Source organism: Orrella marina (assembly GCF_003058465.1).
GTDB lineage: Bacteria > Pseudomonadota > Gammaproteobacteria > Burkholderiales > Burkholderiaceae_B > Algicoccus > Algicoccus marinus.
The window spans coordinates 2,497,261-2,512,575 of sequence record NZ_CP028901.1 but is presented as its reverse complement, the minus strand read 5'-3'; the positions used below and the strand labels follow the sequence as shown (position 1 = coordinate 2,512,575).

Here is a 15,315-nt window from a genome sequence, read left to right as displayed (position 1 = left end):
AAAGGCTAACTATGCTTGACATGATTGACACCCCCTTGAGTCCGCAAATGGATGAAACCTACAAACAGAAGTCCCAGGAAGTGCACGAGCGGTATGAGTCGCTTGACGAGCAGCAACGGGCAAAGCGTGCACGTGAAGTCGCAAAGATTCTAGGTATCAGCGAGGCGCAGTGGGTGGCCTCAGCCTGCGGCCCTGTTCGCAGCGTCAAACTCGAAGGTAACGGGCAGGAGATCTTCAGGAAGTTAGGCTCGCTTGGTCGTGTCATGGCTCTCACTCGCAATGACATCTGCGTGCACGAACGTCATGGAGCCTACGAGGACATAAAAGGAACCGGGCATGTCGGTCTGGTTCTTGGACCTGATATTGATCTGCGGGTGTTTTTCAGTTGCTGGGATTCGGCGTGGGCAGTGGAGGAGGGAGGGCGTCACAGCCTGCAGTTCTTTGACACTGAAGGCGTTGCCATTCATAAGGTCTATTGCACCGATGAGACCGATACAGCTCAGTATCTGAAACTGGTGCAGGAGCATGCCGTCGCATCCGTGTGGCCAGCTTTCCAGGCAATCGAACCGGATGTTCGCCAGGACAGGGTTGACGATGCTCAGGCATTTCGGGATGCGTGGCTGAACCTGAAAGATACACACGACTTTTTTCCGATGCTGCGCAAGTTCAATGTGAATCGCCAGGGTGCGTTGCTGGATGTTGGTGCTGATCTGGCACAGCAGGTTCCGGTTGATACTATCGACAAGATGTTGCGCAATGCTGCAGCAGAAGGCCAGTCAATCATGTGCTTTGTCGGGAACCGCGGCATGATACAGATTCATACAGGACCGGTTGAGCGCATCGTCGAACGTGGCCCATGGCTCAACGTTCTCGATCCCACATTCAATCTCCATCTGGATGTCAGTCGGGTCAGTCAGGTTTGGGTAGTGAACAAGCCGACAGTGGATGGATGGGTGACCTCACTTGAGGTTTATGATGCACAAGGCGAGCTGATCGTTCAGTTCTTCGGTGCGCGCAAGCCTGGCAAGCCTGAGCTTGTCGAGTGGCGTCATCTGATGACCTCTTTCTGCAAAGAGGCCCTGGCATCATGAGGACAGGGGTGTTTGCAGTACGCTGGCTGTCATCCATGACGGCCAGTCTGGCGGTACTCTTGAGTCCGGCTGCTTTAGCGCAGCCGGACCAGGATGCTTCCCGACTGGTGACGCTTGGTGGCAGCGTGACCGAGATCGTCTATGCTCTCGGAGAGGGGGGCGAATTATCGGCACAGATCAATCCAGTATTTACCCTCCCGAAGCAACCGAACTGCCCAGCGTCGGCTACTACAGGAAGCTGCCTTCAGAGGGTGTGGTCTCCTTACGCCCATCACTGATTGTTGCGTCTGAGAATGCGGGTCCTCCGGAAGTGATTGAGCAACTCAAGCAACTGGGGATTTCCGTCGTTATGGTGTCAGATAAGCCAGATCTGGAATCTTTGCGTTCCAGGGTCGAAACCGTCGCACGGGCTCTCGGCAAACCTGAGCAGGGCAAATTGTTGCTCGAAGAAATGGAGTCGGCGCTTGCGTCCGTGGAGGAAACGACAATACCAGCGCTTGGAGCCATGACAATAGTCATGCGAGGTGGCAAACTGCTGGGAGCGGGAGCCGATACGGCTGCGAATGTTGTTCTCGAGACTGCTGGACTGAAGAACGTCCTGGCAGAGCAGAACGCCTACCGACCTCTGTCTGCAGAGGTGGTGAGTGCGCTGGCACCTGATGTCATCATCGTGACTTCAAGCACAGTGGAGTCGATGGGAGGCGTTGAGAAGGTCAAGCAAAGTCCAGTGATTGCCATGACACCTGCCGTTCAAAACTCGCGTGTAATCGTGCTCGATGACATGCTGGCGCAAGGCTTCGGTTTGCGGTTTCCGCAGGCCATTGCAAAGGTTCAGGATGGAGTGCTAGGTGCCGCCAACTAGAACACTTCCGCTACTGCGTCTGCAAGGAGTGACGCCGGTCGCAGCAGGACTGGCGTTGCTCGGACTGCTGCTGGTGGTTTCTGTGTTGTTCGCGTCCGTAAATGGTGCTTACCATATCGATCCGACCCGATTGCTGATGTGGCTCGTCGGTGCTGAGTCAATGGATGAGGTATCCAGGAACGTCTGGGTCAACATCCGGATGCCCCGTATTGTTCTGGGTGTGATTGCCGGGGCATCTCTGGGCATCGCTGGAGCGGTCATGCAGGCGCTGTTTCGAAACCCGCTGGCTGAACCCGGCCTGGTGGGGTTGTCAGCAGGTGCAAGTCTCGGGGCTGTCATAGCGATTGTGTTGACGTCTGGAGGCTTGGTTCTGATTGCGGGAGCAGCATTCATTGGAAGCCTTGGCGCGACCTACTTAGCCTATTTCCTGGGGAGGCGTTCCCACAGTGTGTCAGGTTTGCTGCTCGCGGGAATCGCCATCAACACGATTGTAGGCAGTTTGATGGGCTTACTGATCATCAACGCAAACGATGCCCAGCTTCGTGATCTGACTTTCTGGAATATGGGCAGTCTGGCAGGTGCAAACTGGTCAATGATCAACTTTCTGGCACCGTGGACGTTGCTGATGGTTGCGCTTTTGTTAATTCGCTGGAAAGCTTTGAATGCATTGCTTCTGGGTGAGCGCGAGGCTTTTCATCTTGGTTACTCGCTGTCCTCACTGCGTTGGCAACTTATTACTTTGGTGGCGTTGACTGTCGGTCCGATTGTCGCGGTTACGGGCGGTATCGGGTTTGTCGGTCTGGTCGTTCCCCATCTGGTTCGTCTGTGGATGGGCTCGGACCATCGCTGGGTCTTGCCCGCATCGGCATTGGGAGGAGCTCTCGCGCTCACCCTTGGTGACTGGTTGGCCCGAGTCCTGATCGCACCGTCTGAGTTGCCGATCGGATTGGTAACAAGTCTTATCGGTGGGCCCTTCTTTATCTGGCTGTTGATAAGGGGCAAGCGATGACTCAGAAAAGGATGACTGTAGAAGGTCTTTGTGTGCGGCGGGGTACCAGGGAGGTGCTTCACAATGTCAGCATGCACCTCGAAGTAGGAGAGGTGCTTGGCATTCTAGGACCAAACGGAGCAGGCAAATCCTCTTTTCTGGGGGCTTGTTGTGCTGAGCTACCAGTCACAGAAGGGGAGGTCAGTTTTGGTGGGTTGGCCACACATCGGACCAAACCGCTCACACTCGCCCGTACAAGGGCAGTGTTACCACAGCAAAGTGTCATGACATTTGATCTGCCTGTGTCCGAGGTGGTTGCCATGGGTGCCTACCCATTTCCGGAAGTACCGCCCGCCACGGTTCAGTCCTGGATCGATGATGCGGTTTCGCATGCTGATCTCGGACATAAAGCGCAACAGTCATATCGGGCATTGTCGGGGGGCGAGCAGCAAAGGGTTCAGTTCGCGCGCGTGTTGGTTCAGACCAGAGCAATCGTCAATTTGCATGGGCATGCCTATCTGTTTCTGGATGAGCCCACGGCGAGCCTGGATCCCAGACATCAGGTGCTTTTGATGCAGGGTGTTCATGATCTCGCGAGGAATCACTCGGCCGCGGTTGTGATCGTGCTGCATGACCTGAATATGGCAGCACGGTGGTGCGATCGCCTCATGCTGATTGCAGATGGACGGGTCGCTGCAATTGACCGGCCATCAGTCGTACTCGATGAAGTACTACTTGAACAGGTGTACGGTCTTCCGATGAGAGTGCGTCCTCATCCTGTGCATTCTGAAAGATTTATCGTAATTGCGGATGGCTGAGTTGTTGATACCTAACAAAGTTCGCTGGGCGACCCGCCTGTTGATTTTGCTTGTTGTTGTTGGCATGCACGCGATGGCCGGTTGGTTGTTGATGCGGCCGAGTCGGGTGGGGGCTCCAGAAGGGGGGGCGCACACGGAGGTCGTGCTCGATTTTTCTGTTGATAGTCCGAATGGGAACGTGAGCGAAGAGGTCGTTTCTGAGGCAGTGTCCCAACAGGTATCTGAGGACGCTTTGCTTGAGCCGGAACCGGAGCCAGAACCGGAACCAGAACCAGAACCAGAACCGGAACCAGAACCAGAACCAGAACCAGAGCCAGAGCCAGAGCCAGAGCCAGAGCCAGAGCCAGAGCCAGAGCCAGAACCGGAACCGGAACCGGAACCGGAGCCAGAACCGGAACCAGAACCGGAGCCGGAACCAGAACCGGAGCCGGAGCCAGAGCCAGAGCCAGAGCCAGAGCCGGAACCGGAACCAGAGCCAGAGCCAGAGCCAGAACCGGAACCGGAACCAGAGCCAGAGCCAGAGCCAGAGCCAGAGCCAGAGCCAGAGCCAGAACCGAAACCAGAACCGAAACCGAAACCAGAACCGAAATCAGAACCCAAGCCAGAACCCAAGCCAGAACCCAAGCCAGAACCCAAGCCAGAACCCAAGCCAGAACCCAAGCCAGAACCCAAGCCTAGGCCCAAACCGGCACGAGTGGCGTCGAATAAGGACCAGGGAGGAATTCCGGCGCAGACCGCTCAGCCGACGGTCACGCCGAGCGAGAGCAATCTTCCAGATGTGGAGAAGGCTCCCGTCCAGGTCTCGCGACTGGAGTACCGCGGACGTCCACCCATGCCGAGTTATCCCCGGCAGGCCAGAAGTCTCGGTCTTGAAGGGCTGGTTGTCGTGAGAGTCACGATTGACCGTTCAGGCGAGGTTGAGTCGGTTTTGCTCAAACAATCGTCTGGCGTCGCTTCTTTGGACGAGGCTGCGCTCAGTGCCGCGAGGCGCGCAACATTCAAGCCATATCAGCGTAATGGCGTGCCGTTTAGAGCTTTTGCAGATATTCCTTTCAATTTTGTACTAAGGAAGTAGGTAGGATGGAAACCCATAGTGAAGTCTGGTCGATACTCTGGTATCACACAGACATGGTGAGCAAGTCTTTGTTTGTAGTTCTTGCGATCATGTCATGCACGACCTGGTATCTAATCGTTGCGAAGAGTGTTTTTCTGTGGCGTGTCAAGCGGTTCTCCAGGGACTTTCTGGTGAAATTCTGGAATGCGACATCGCTGGAGCAGGTGGAGAATGAGCTGATTGCACATGGAGTCAGAGACCCGTTTGCGCATCTCACCATTCATGCGATTCATGCGCGGAACCACCATATCCAGTATGGAGCAACCCGGCTTGAAGAGGTCGGTTCAACCGGAGAGTTTGTAACGCGAAGCATGCGCAAGGTGCTTGACGAAGAAACCTCCAAGTTCGAAAACGGGTTGACGGTACTCGCTACAATCGGAGCGACTGCACCGTTCGTCGGGCTGTTCGGGACGGTTTGGGGCGTTTATCACGCACTCATGACAATTGCGGCCGAGGATGGTGCTAACTTCACACAACTGGCTGGTCCTGTCGGTGAAGCGCTCATCATGACCGGATTGGGGCTTGCGGTCGCCATTCCCGCGGTGCTGGCCTACAACACGCTTGTCCGAATCAATCGTGTCATTCTTGGTCAGCTTGATGCTTTTGCTCATGAGCTGTTTGTGTTTCTGACGACTGGTCAGACGGTCGGCGTCAGCCCCAAAGCCAAGCAGATTGATCTGGTTGCCAAAGGAGACCATTGATATGGCGTTTGGATCGTTCCAATCCTCGGTCAGAGGGCGTGATCAGGCGATGTCCGAAATCAACATGGTTCCGCTCATTGATATTGTCCTGGTGTTGCTGGTGCTCTTCATTCTTGCTGCGCCTATGGCCGCCCAGTCTGTGCTGGTGAGTTTGCCCAAGACCCAGGCAATGGCACCGCAAGAGCCTGTCGACGCTATCAATCTGAGTTTGCGCGATGATGGTGTTTTGCTGACTGAAGATGGGAATGTCCTGGACGATGATGCGCTGTCACTGATGTTAAAGCAGACGGCGGGCCTGGAGATTTCTCCAGTTATCCGAATCTGGAGTGATGAGGACGTTCGCTATGCTTTCCTTGCGGATGTCATCGTCAAAGTCAAGAATGCCGGCTTGACCAAGATTTCCCTGATGACCAAGACCGGCGGAAGTTGAAATTCCAGAGCGGATACGCCAGCCTCTCAAGGCCAGTCAAAGGGCAAGCAGACCCTTGCAGTAAGCTTGAAGGTTAGTGGCGAGCGTGTCGTAGTGGTACCCGCCTTCCTGGACGACAACTGTTGGCAAGGCAAATCGGCGGATTCTGTCGCCTAACTGCTTGAACCCGGACTGCGTGACAGCAACCTTTGACTGAGGGTCCTGCTCATAGATATCAAAACCGAGCGAATGAACCAACATGTCAGGCTTGAAATCCTTGATTGCCTCTGTGGCAATGTCCAGCCTCTCAAAAAAATCGCTTTCACTTGAACCATGCGGCATCGGGAGGTTGATGTTGTAACCATAGCCAGCACCGGAACCTTTCTCTTGCTCAAAACCGGCGACAACAGGGTAGAAATTGGTCGGGTCGGCATGAATGGAGATGTAAAGAATATCGTCCCGATTGTAAAAGATCTCCTGAATGCCTTGCCCATGATGCACGTCAGTATCCAGAATGACGACCCTTCTGGATGTTCTGGCAATCATTTCTGCCGCAATTGCTGCATTGTTCAGATAGCAGAATCCACCTGCCGCGTCCCGCCGTGCGTGATGGCCAGGGGGCCTGCAAAGAGCGTAGGCTCTCGAGTCTCCATCCAGCACGGCCTGTGCGGCGTTAATGGCGCACTGCGCGGCCCAGTAACAAGTCGTCCATGTATGCTCACCAACCGGACAACTGCCGTCGGCCAGGTGCATGGCTGCAAGTGCCAGTATGCCTCTCTGGGCGTTCGGATGTCGCACGTAGATGTTGGAGATCACCTCGTCACCCCAGTCTGGCCCGAGTTTCTGCCACTGCGAGTGTGCTGTTCTCAGAAATATCAGATAGGCCGGATCGTGCACATCCAGTAATGGATTCATCCCGTAGTCTTGTGGAGGGAGCATCTCCAGTCCTGCTGCTATGGCACCTTCCAGAAGCTTCTCAGATCTGACTGGCAGTTCCTGCGGTGTACGCATCTTGCCTCGAGACAGATAGGTTTGAGGGGTATGGAGTTGCAGTCTTTTGTCGTAGAACGCTTTCAAGATGGATTCCAGTTGCTTCAGAACTTCGGGTTTGAAATGTGGGCCGTGACTGTGGGCGGTGACATGGGAGCACAAATGTTCATTGTGATCAGTCCCGTTTCAAGTCCGAGTTTAGATCAGCGTTGCTCCGTTGCAAATGCCAGACTTGTCTGCCTGTTGCCCATTGAAGTTGATCCATCAGAATGGATAAGCAGCTTTTTCCTGGCGATTCCATCCGGAGATACCGATATCGCCCCGGGGCGCATACAGGACAAAAATTGACATGGCAAAATGTATAACAAGAGGCCTGACAAGAGACGTAACTGACTTATAGGCGTGTTTTCCTATATATTCTGGTAAACAAGTCGTTACATATTTTCTGGCGAGGCCTGTTTCGCGTTGATTCGCGGTCGGCGACGCGCTGATTCAAGGACGGGGTTTGCCCGGCAGTTCTTAACTCGAATGGAACCATACAAGATGACATCACAGTTCAGACGATCGATTGGAGCAATGTTGCTGGCGGCTGCGCCAGCGTGGGCGTTTGCTCAGGGTGAACCTGTCAAGATTGGATTCATGGCGACTTTGTCCGGGCCCGCCGCCGCATTGGGCCAGGATATGTACGATGGGTTCATGCTAGGGATCGAGAATGCTGGTGGCAAGCTCGGCGGGGCGACTGTGGAAGTGATCAAGGAAGACGATCAGCTCAAGCCCGACCTGGCAGTCCAGACTGTGAACCGATTCATTGAGCGGGATCAGGTCGACATCGTGGGTGGTATCACGTTTTCCAATGTCATGATGGCCATTGCAAAGCCCCTGGCCGATTCGGAAACAATCTTTGTCGGGATGAACGCAGGTCCAGCACCGCTGGCCGGTGAGCGGTGTGACCCGAATTTCTTCTTTGCCTCCTATCAGAACGACCAGCAGGCAGAAGGTGTCGGCAAATATGCCACCGACAAGGGATACAAGAATGTTTACGTGATGGCACCTAACTATCAAGCCGGGCGAGATGCTGTGGGTGGTTTCAAGCGATTTTTCAAGGGCAACATCGTGGGCGAGGTGTATACCCGCGTCAACCAGCCTGATTACTCGGCTGAAATTGCGCAGTTGCAAGCCGCTGCACCCGATGCCGTCTATGTTTTCTATCCGGGTGGTATGGGAATTAACTTCATCAAACAGTTCCGTCAGGCGGGGTTGCTTGGCCAGATTCCTCTGATGTCTGTCTCAAGCTTTGACGGCTCGACCCTTCCCGCTTTGCAGGAGACCGCTATTGGCGCGATTTCGGGTTCGTTCTGGGGGCCGGACTTTGATAATGCAGCCAACAAGAAGTTCGTGGCTGATTTTGAGGCCAAGTACGGACGTATCCCTTCGCAATACGCTGCGCAGGCCTACGATGCAGCCATGCTGCTTGACAGTGCGCTTGCCAAGACGGATGGGAACGCAAAGGACAAGGCTGCGTTGAAGGCAGCATTGCGCGAAGCTGATTTCGAATCAGTTCGTGGCAATTTCAAATTCAACAAAAATGGGTTCCCAGTCCTTGACATGTATGTATTCGAGGTGGCAAAGGACGACAAGGGACGGGTCTCACACAAGACGCTCCAGGAAACCTTGCCAGGTCACTCCGACTCGTACCTCAAAGAATGTCCGCTCTGACCTGAACGTTTGTGACTTTCAATCTGTTTGTTGGGCAGGCGCTTAATGGCCTTCAGTTCGGTCTGCTGTTGTTTTTGATGGCAGCCGGGCTGACACTTGTCTTTGGGATCATGAGTTTTGTGAACCTGGCACACGGTTCACTTTACATGTTCGGGGCTTATTTCGCGGCCAGCCTTTCTGTGCACACTGGTTCGTTTGCGCTCGCCATCCTTTTGTCAGTTGTACTGATGTTCCTGGTTGGACTGGCTGGCGATATGCTGGGGCTGTACCGTCTTCATCGGCGATCACACCTCGAGCAGGTGCTGGCGACCTTTGGAATCGTTCTCTTCTGCAATGAGCTTGTCAGCGTCATCTGGGGTAGCTCGCCTGTGTATATGGAAACACCGGAAGCCTTGTCCGGGGCGGTGAACTTGGGTGGATTCATGTATCCATCGTATCGTCTTCTGATCATTGTCTCCGGATTGCTGGTTGCGCTAGGTCTCTATCTTCTGATTGAGCGAACCCGTATCGGGATGTTGATCAGGGCTGGGGCCAGCAACAGGGAGATGGTGTCGGCGCTGGGTGTCAATATCGGGTGGCTGAACAGGTTCGTGTTTGCCCTTGGCGCGGCACTGGCCGGGCTGGCGGGTGCTCTGGTTGGGCCGATTCTTTCGATCGAGTCCGGCATGGGCGAGCCTACGCTGATCCTGACGCTGGTTGTGATCGTCATCGGCGGAATCGGATCGATCCGGGGAGCATTCCTGGGAGCCATCATCGTCGGACTTGTTGATACTTTGGGACGAGTCTTCATTCCGGTCTGGTTGCGAGCTACATTCGATCCAGCGATTGCGACCGCAGTTGGGCCCGCTCTTGCATCCATGCTGGTCTATCTGCTGATGGCGATTGTTCTCGCGTTTCGCCCGCAAGGCCTGTTTCCGATGCGTGCTAGAGGGCAGTCATGAGTCAGAGTCTGATGGAGACTTCGAAAGATCGGGTGTGGCTGCGCAAATTGATCGCAGGTCTGATCATGCTGTGCTTTTGTCTGGTACCGGTGTACTCGTTTGTTTCCGGAGACACTTATGTCCTGACGTACTTCGGTCGGATTCTGGTTTTTGCGTTATGCGCTCTGGGCTTGAATCTGGTGCTTGGTTTTGGGGCGATGGCCAGCCTCGGGCACGCAATGTATGTGGGTTTGGGCGCCTATTCAGTTGGAATATTGACCGAGTTCGATGTCTTTAATGGATGGGTTCACCTGTTAACCGCATTGTCAGTTTCTGCTGTGGTGGCGTTGATTGTCGGGTGGATTTCGTTGCGAACACAGGGCATGGCTTTCATCATGATTACCTTGGCGTTTGCCCAGCTCTTCTTTTATGTCTTTGTCAGTCTCCGGAATTTTGGGGGAGATGAGGGTATCAGTCTGTCAAGGGTCAGCGACTTCGGGTCGGTGACCGGGCAACCCGTTGCTGTCTATCTTTCTATTCTGGCGAGTGTGTTGCTGGTGTTGTGGGCAACCAGCTTGATCGTTCAGTCGCGGTTTGGTCTGGTGTTGCGGGCGACGCGATACGATACAAGGCGGGTGCAAGCCGTTGGAACAAGTGCGCAGCCCTATCGGCTGGTGGCTTACATTATCTCCGCTCAAGTGTGTGCGCTGGGCGGATTCTTCATGGCCAACCTGACCGGATTCGTTTCCCCTTCTTTGATGAGCTGGATGGTCTCGGCGGAGTTGATGGTGATGGTGTTGTTGGGCGGGGCGGCAACAGTATTCGGTCCCGTGGCCGGTGCGGCAGCACTGTTGCTTGTTGAGGACGCTGTAAAACTGGTCACCCCTCATTGGCCACTGGTGATCGGTCCGCTTATCTTGCTGATGGTGCTAGGTTTGCGAGGTGGTCTCTGGGGGATATTCTTTCCCAAGGGTGCTGCCCGTGCGCATGCCCAGGAGCATGATTGATGTCTGCCCAGCCAGTTCTGAAAGTCAACCAGTTGTGCAAGCGTTTCGGTGCGATTCAGGTGACTGATCGAGTCGATCTGGTCGTAAACAGCCAGGAGATACATGCACTCATCGGACCCAACGGAGCGGGTAAAACAACGCTGATCAGTCAGATAGCAGGTGAGGTCCGTCCGGACAGCGGATCGATCGAGTTGCATGGCCGCAGTATCGGGGGCTGGTCCATGGCCAGACGGGCCCGCGCTGGAATCAGCAGGTCCTATCAGATCAACTCTTCGATCACAGCGTTCACAGCACTTGAGAATGTGCTGTTGGCCGTGCAGGCGCACGCGGGGCACAATTTCCATTTTTTCAGGCCGGTGCTGCGTGATCGGAATCTGGTGGAGCGAGCCTGTATGTTTCTTGATCGGGTGGGTATGCTTGGCCTGCAGAATGCGATGGTTGGCACGCTCGCCTACGGACAACAACGCCTGATCGAAGTCGCAATGGCGCTGGCCACCGAGCCAGGGCTCATGTTGCTTGACGAGCCGATGGCAGGGTTAGGTCCCGCGGAATCCGAGCGGATGGTGGAGTTGTTCGATAATCTACGTGGCCAGTGCGCCATGTTGCTAGTCGAGCATGACATGGATGCCGTGTTCGCGCTGGCAGACCGGATCAGTGTGCTGGTCTACGGTCAAGTGCTGGTTTGCGACACGCCCGCTCATGTCAAGTCCAATCCGAAGGTTCGCGAAGCGTACCTGGGTGATGAGGAGATCGACTGATGGAAAGCGCTGAATCATTGCTCAGCGTACGCAGCGTTCAGGCTGGATACGGTCCGAGTCAAGTGCTGTTTGATGTCAATCTGACTGTACTGCCTGGTCAGTGTGTGAGTTTGCAAGGTCGCAACGGTATGGGAAAGACCACTACGATCAGAACGATTTTTGGGATGTTGCCCTGCCTGAAAGGTCAGGTTCAATTCAGGGGAACGCGAATTGATGAATGGCCCGCTTATCAGATCGCACGCGCTGGGCTCGGGCTGGTTCCCGAAGGCAGACAGATATTTCCCAATCTGACAGTCTGGGAGAATCTCGTTGCCACCGCACGTGACTCGAATACCGGACTCAAAAACTGGAACCTTGACCGGGTTATGTCATTATTTCCAAAACTCGCGGGGCGTCGCAACAATTTTGGAAACCAGCTTTCAGGTGGGGAGCAGCAGATGCTGGCAATTGGCCGTGCATTGATGACCAATCCGGTCCTGCTGGTTCTCGATGAAGCAACTGAGGGACTGGCGCCCGTCATTCGGCAGGAGATCTGGACGGCACTGGATGCGTTGCGTACCGAAGGCATGTCGATTCTGATTACAGACAAGAATCTCAAACATCTGCTGCACCTATGTGACAGGCACTACATCCTGGAGAAAGGCGTGACGGTCTGGGAAGGCGACACGCCACAGTTTCAGGCTGACACCTCTTTGCGGCAGCGTTACCTTGCAACATAGTCAGAAACAGATTGATTGCATTTCTGAAGTTCGATGCAACGTGATTGCAACCTTGTGTCGCCTGCTGCACGCGATTGCGTGTCAATGCTCAGGCAGATCTCTCCAGCAGCAAATTGCGCACCCCTCCCGGGGCTGGCCCGGAAAATGATTCGCCATCCGATTCTTCGACGGCCTGTATCAGTCGTTCAAGCTGGCCGATGTGTGGCAGGACGGTCCCGAAGAATAGCGTCTTGCCAGATTTTTCGAGCAGGATGGTCGGAAAGTTTTCCACATCCTCATCATCTAGCAGTTCGGGTTCTTCCTCTATGTCGACCCATACAAACACCGTATCAGGGCGTTTCTCTGATAGCTCGACGAGTTTGGGGTGGTATTCATTACAGGTGTCGCACCAGGCTGCGCAGTAGCATACGACAAGCAGTTTGTCGCTTCGGGCCAGCAGTGTTGCCAGACCGGAATCGTTGGGTAAATAAACACTCATATGTGCACCGGGTATCGGGTTTGCCCTATCATAACGGTGTTAAACGGTTTGAACTGAATGTACACTAATCCGCAATCCAAATCTTCGCAGTCTGATGGACCTTTTAACGGGGTCGGTCAGGCTTTTCTGCGCGCGTTGCGCTCTCAGTTGCATCCGCGAATGATATTCGCGCTCTTCCTGCCAGTTATTGTGACGCTGGTGTTAGGTTCGATTTTGATCTGGCTGGGGTGGTCACCCCTTACCGAGTGGCTTTCGGACTCACTGACAGAGTCATCGGTGCCTGGCATGGTAGATCCTGTGATCGGGACCGCCGGATTTCTGGTGCTCAAGGCGTGGATGATCCCGATCATTGCAGTCATCATTTTGCTTCCACTGGCGGGAATTGTTGGACTGGCCGTCGCCGCGGTGTGGATCATGCCGATGGTGCTGGCTCACTTGAGTCGTCATAACTACCCTGATGTGAAGCCTCGAGGGCGGCATGCATTTCTCATCAGTGTCTGGAATGCCGTCTGGGTGAGTATCGTTTTCATGACGGGCTGGCTCGTTACGCTGCCTCTTTGGCTCATTCCTCCGCTCGGGATGATTCTTTCTGTGTTCTGGTGGACGTTTGCGTTCTCCAGGATGATGCGCATCGATGCTGTCGCTGATCATGCTTCTTCTGAGGAGCGAAAGTCGCTGTTGCAGGACCGGAATATTGGTTTCTGGAGCATAGGGTTGATATGTGCTCTGCTTAATCTTTTACCTCCCGCATGGGTTTTCCTGCCGGTCTTTTCCGGTTTGGTGTTTGCGCACTTTGGGCTGGAAGCGTTGCGTCAGAAGCGTGACCTTTCAGTCACGACAGAGCCTGCGTTGATAGAGTCTTATACAAAGGAATGAATCATGAGTGAGTCACCTCAAGCGTCACGACGGATTGGCGTCATTATTGTCGGTGATGAGATTCTGTCGGGGCGGCGTCAGGATAAACATCTGGGCAAGGTGATCGAGATGCTCTCGAGTAGAGGATTGTCTCTGGCCTGGGCGCGAATTTTGTCAGATGATCGTGCCCTGCTGACCAAGGCTTACCAAGAATCCTTTGAGTCGGGCGATATTGTGTTCTCTTGCGGCGGTATCGGTGCAACAACCGATGATCACACGCGACAGGCGGTTGCAGCAGCACTAGGTGTCGACCTGGTCCTGCATCCAGAGGCCGAGTTCGAAATCGCGCAACGTTGTGCCGAGATGGCGAGCAAGGGTCAGGGAACTGCAGACATGTCTGCGCCAGAGAATCAGCGTCGGTTGCAGATGGGTACCTTTCCCGCTGGTTCGCAGATCGTGCCGAATCCGTACAACCGGATTCCAGGATTTTTTATTCATGATCATACGTTTGTACCTGGCTTTCCGGTCATGGCCTGGCCGATGCTGGAGTGGACGCTGGACCATCGCTACGCGCACCTGCATCAGACTGTCAGGACAGAAGAGCTTTCATTTGTCGCCTACAACATTCCTGAGTCCAGAATCGCGCCTTCGCTTGAGGAGATCGAGCAACGCTGGCAGGATGTCAAGGCGTTCAGTCTGCCTTCAGTCGGCGAGGGGGCGAGAGCGGCACACATTGAACTCGGTGTTAAAGGACCGCTTGATTCGGCCAAGCCAGCGATCGCTTTTTTGCGAGAAGAGGCATTGAATCTCGGGGCGACACTTGAGCCAACGCTCGCGAGATCGAGTACCCGTATCGAATGATATTGGCGCGACTTCGCGCTACCCAAAATGGGAGTTCTAGCTTAGAATGCGCATGTTGCAGTGCCGCATTTTTTGTGCCTTGTCGTTGTGTCGGCAGAGTTCACTGCAGATTGAGAATAAATAATGACAAGTAGATTGAGAGATCATGCGGGTTTGAAGACCGGCCAGAGCGAAAGTGGCTTTCTGCAAGAGAGTGGCACTTCACCAGGGATGGCGATACAGGTAATCGAGCGCGCTACCAGATTGCTTGACGCACTGGCAAACGAGGCGGAACCGATTTCTCTGAAGGGGCTTTCCGCCAACACAGGGCTACATCCTTCTACTGCACATCGGATTCTGAATGATCTTGTGGTAGCCCGTTATGTGGAGCGGGTCGACAGCGGAATGTATCAGTTGGGCATGCGTCTGCTGGAGCTTGGCTCGCTGGTTAGAGGACGCCTGAATGTGCGCGAAGCTGCCGTAGAAGCGATGCAGAGTCTGCACAAACTGACCGGACAGACGGTCAATCTTTCCATTCAGCAGGGTGACGAGATCGTTTATGTCGATCGCGCCTGGAGCGAACGATCCGGAATGCAGGTCGTCAGGGCAATTGGTGGGCGTGCTCCTTTGCATCTGACGTCGACGGGCAAACTCTTTCTTTGTGTTTCAGATCCTCGCCAGGTCCGCGCCTACGCGACCCGTACGGGGTTGGCTGGTAACACCAAGAACAGCATCACCGCGTATGACCAGCTTGAGAAAGAGCTGGCGTTCGTGCGCCGGCACGGGTATGCGCGAGACAATGAAGAACTTGAGATGGGGGTTCGCTGTATCGCTGCAGGCATTCATGACGATACCGGGCGCCTGGTTGCAGGCTTGTCCATTTCGGCTCCATCCGAGCGTCTGCAGGACGGATGGATACAACAACTCGTCGAAACAGCGAGAACAATTTCTGAGGCTCTGGGGTATGAGCCAGGACGTCGAAATACTGATTGATGAAATTTTTGTTGCAACGCACAAAAAGTAGTTGACAACGTAAAACCAAATACATT

General features: G+C 54.5%; 18 protein-coding genes and 1 pseudogene. 17 read left to right on the top strand and 2 right to left on the bottom strand.

Going from position 1 to position 15,315, the window contains the following annotated elements; translation table 11 throughout:
* Positions 1-11: 11 nt before the first annotated feature.
* The 8 genes and pseudogenes from DBV39_RS11385 (at position 12) to DBV39_RS11355 (ending at position 6,004) form a co-directional block, all read left to right on the top strand.
* Positions 12-1,091 carry a hemin-degrading factor gene (locus DBV39_RS11385; RefSeq protein WP_227870602.1) on the top strand — a complete coding sequence of 360 codons (1,080 nt, stop codon included), beginning with the start codon at positions 12-14 and terminating at the stop codon, positions 1,089-1,091.
* Positions 1,092-1,099: 8 nt separating this feature from the next.
* A complete protein-coding gene (locus DBV39_RS20005) occupies positions 1,100-1,369 on the top strand; it encodes a hypothetical protein (protein WP_227870601.1) in 270 nt (89 codons plus the stop codon).
* Positions 1,255-1,953 (top strand): heme/hemin ABC transporter substrate-binding protein, encoded by a 699-nt coding sequence (locus DBV39_RS11380; protein WP_227870926.1) that lies wholly within the window; start codon positions 1,255-1,257, stop codon positions 1,951-1,953. Before DBV39_RS20005 ends, DBV39_RS11380 begins: the two co-directional genes overlap by 115 nt.
* A 67-nt stretch (positions 1,954-2,020) precedes the next feature.
* Positions 2,021-2,962 (top strand): FecCD family ABC transporter permease, encoded by a 942-nt coding sequence (locus DBV39_RS11375; RefSeq protein WP_108623238.1) that lies wholly within the window; start codon positions 2,021-2,023, stop codon positions 2,960-2,962.
* On the top strand, positions 2,959-3,759 hold the full coding sequence (locus tag DBV39_RS11370; RefSeq protein ID WP_227870600.1) for a heme ABC transporter ATP-binding protein: 801 nt from the start codon (positions 2,959-2,961) through the stop codon (positions 3,757-3,759). The genes DBV39_RS11375 and DBV39_RS11370 overlap by 4 nt, the downstream gene beginning before the upstream one ends.
* Entirely contained in the window at positions 3,752-4,834 is a 1,083-nt protein-coding gene (locus DBV39_RS11365) for an energy transducer TonB (RefSeq protein WP_108621620.1), read from the top strand. The genes DBV39_RS11370 and DBV39_RS11365 overlap by 8 nt, the downstream gene beginning before the upstream one ends.
* A 47-nt stretch (positions 4,835-4,881) precedes the next feature.
* Positions 4,882-5,574: pseudogene (locus DBV39_RS11360) on the top strand (MotA/TolQ/ExbB proton channel family protein); the annotation flags it as partial.
* A 1-nt stretch (position 5,575) separates the two neighbouring features.
* On the top strand, positions 5,576-6,004 hold the full coding sequence (locus tag DBV39_RS11355) for an ExbD/TolR family protein (protein ID WP_108621618.1): 429 nt from the start codon (positions 5,576-5,578) through the stop codon (positions 6,002-6,004).
* Positions 6,005-6,040: 36 nt separating this feature from the next.
* Here the strand turns inward: DBV39_RS11355 and DBV39_RS11350 are convergent, their stop codons facing one another.
* A complete protein-coding gene (locus DBV39_RS11350) occupies positions 6,041-7,060 on the bottom strand; it encodes a histone deacetylase family protein (protein ID WP_108621617.1) in 1,020 nt (339 codons plus the stop codon).
* Here DBV39_RS11350 and DBV39_RS11345 point away from each other — a divergent pair.
* The 6 genes from DBV39_RS11345 to DBV39_RS11320 all read left to right on the top strand — a co-directional run bounded on the left by DBV39_RS11345 (position 7,025) and on the right by DBV39_RS11320 (position 12,093).
* A complete protein-coding gene (locus DBV39_RS11345; RefSeq protein WP_193853090.1) occupies positions 7,025-7,321 on the top strand; it encodes a hypothetical protein in 297 nt (98 codons plus the stop codon). The genes DBV39_RS11350 and DBV39_RS11345 overlap by 36 nt on opposite strands.
* Before the next feature lie 195 nt (positions 7,322-7,516).
* Entirely contained in the window at positions 7,517-8,689 is a 1,173-nt protein-coding gene (locus DBV39_RS11340; RefSeq protein WP_108621615.1) for an ABC transporter substrate-binding protein, read from the top strand.
* Between the two features lie 11 nt (positions 8,690-8,700).
* On the top strand, positions 8,701-9,630 hold the full coding sequence (locus DBV39_RS11335; protein ID WP_108621614.1) for a branched-chain amino acid ABC transporter permease: 930 nt from the start codon (positions 8,701-8,703) through the stop codon (positions 9,628-9,630).
* Between the two features lie 11 nt (positions 9,631-9,641).
* Entirely contained in the window at positions 9,642-10,616 is a 975-nt protein-coding gene (locus DBV39_RS11330; protein WP_159078913.1) for a branched-chain amino acid ABC transporter permease, read from the top strand.
* The gene (locus DBV39_RS11325; protein WP_108621612.1) at positions 10,616-11,374 is read left to right on the top strand and encodes an ABC transporter ATP-binding protein; all 759 of its coding nucleotides are present in this window, start codon (positions 10,616-10,618) and stop codon (positions 11,372-11,374) included. Before DBV39_RS11330 ends, DBV39_RS11325 begins: the two co-directional genes overlap by 1 nt.
* Positions 11,374-12,093, top strand: coding sequence for an ABC transporter ATP-binding protein (locus DBV39_RS11320; protein ID WP_108621611.1), 720 nt, complete (start codon positions 11,374-11,376; stop codon positions 12,091-12,093). Before DBV39_RS11325 ends, DBV39_RS11320 begins: the two co-directional genes overlap by 1 nt.
* Before the next feature lie 88 nt (positions 12,094-12,181).
* Here DBV39_RS11320 and DBV39_RS11315 read toward each other — a convergent pair whose 3' ends face one another.
* The gene (locus DBV39_RS11315; RefSeq protein WP_108621610.1) at positions 12,182-12,571 is read right to left on the bottom strand and encodes a thioredoxin family protein; all 390 of its coding nucleotides are present in this window, start codon (positions 12,569-12,571) and stop codon (positions 12,182-12,184) included.
* A gap of 159 nt (positions 12,572-12,730) precedes the next feature.
* Here DBV39_RS11315 and DBV39_RS11310 point away from each other — a divergent pair, with 159 nt between their 5' ends.
* The 3 genes from DBV39_RS11310 to DBV39_RS11300 all read left to right on the top strand — a co-directional run bounded on the left by DBV39_RS11310 (position 12,731) and on the right by DBV39_RS11300 (position 15,259).
* Positions 12,731-13,447: an EI24 domain-containing protein gene (locus DBV39_RS11310; RefSeq protein WP_265415999.1), complete on the top strand. Its 717-nt coding sequence runs from the start codon at positions 12,731-12,733 to the stop codon at positions 13,445-13,447.
* A 3-nt stretch (positions 13,448-13,450) separates the two neighbouring features.
* Positions 13,451-14,287 (top strand): competence/damage-inducible protein A, encoded by an 837-nt coding sequence (locus DBV39_RS11305; RefSeq protein ID WP_108621608.1) that lies wholly within the window; start codon positions 13,451-13,453, stop codon positions 14,285-14,287.
* 210 nt (positions 14,288-14,497) lie between these two features.
* Complete coding sequence (locus DBV39_RS11300; protein WP_227870925.1) at positions 14,498-15,259, top strand: IclR family transcriptional regulator; 762 nt, start codon at positions 14,498-14,500, stop codon at positions 15,257-15,259.
* The last annotated feature ends 56 nt before the right edge of the window (positions 15,260-15,315 follow it).

Coding starts and splice junctions, on each gene's coding strand:
- DBV39_RS11385 (WP_227870602.1), top strand. CDS start 12: ATGCTTGACATGATTGACACCCCCTTGAGTCCGCAAATGGATGAAACC.
- DBV39_RS11370 (WP_227870600.1), top strand. CDS start 2,959: ATGACTCAGAAAAGGATGACTGTAGAAGGTCTTTGTGTGCGGCGGGGT.
- DBV39_RS11365 (WP_108621620.1), top strand. CDS start 3,752: ATGGCTGAGTTGTTGATACCTAACAAAGTTCGCTGGGCGACCCGCCTG.
- DBV39_RS11355 (WP_108621618.1), top strand. CDS start 5,576: ATGGCGTTTGGATCGTTCCAATCCTCGGTCAGAGGGCGTGATCAGGCG.
- DBV39_RS11345 (WP_193853090.1), top strand. CDS start 7,025: ATGGAGTTGCAGTCTTTTGTCGTAGAACGCTTTCAAGATGGATTCCAG.
- DBV39_RS11340 (WP_108621615.1), top strand. CDS start 7,517: ATGACATCACAGTTCAGACGATCGATTGGAGCAATGTTGCTGGCGGCT.
- DBV39_RS11330 (WP_159078913.1), top strand. CDS start 9,642: ATGGAGACTTCGAAAGATCGGGTGTGGCTGCGCAAATTGATCGCAGGT.
- DBV39_RS11325 (WP_108621612.1), top strand. CDS start 10,616: ATGTCTGCCCAGCCAGTTCTGAAAGTCAACCAGTTGTGCAAGCGTTTC.
- DBV39_RS11320 (WP_108621611.1), top strand. CDS start 11,374: ATGGAAAGCGCTGAATCATTGCTCAGCGTACGCAGCGTTCAGGCTGGA.
- DBV39_RS11315 (WP_108621610.1), bottom strand. CDS start 12,571: ATGAGTGTTTATTTACCCAACGATTCCGGTCTGGCAACACTGCTGGCC.
- DBV39_RS11310 (WP_265415999.1), top strand. CDS start 12,731: ATGATATTCGCGCTCTTCCTGCCAGTTATTGTGACGCTGGTGTTAGGT.
- DBV39_RS11305 (WP_108621608.1), top strand. CDS start 13,451: ATGAGTGAGTCACCTCAAGCGTCACGACGGATTGGCGTCATTATTGTC.
- DBV39_RS11300 (WP_227870925.1), top strand. CDS start 14,498: ATGGCGATACAGGTAATCGAGCGCGCTACCAGATTGCTTGACGCACTG.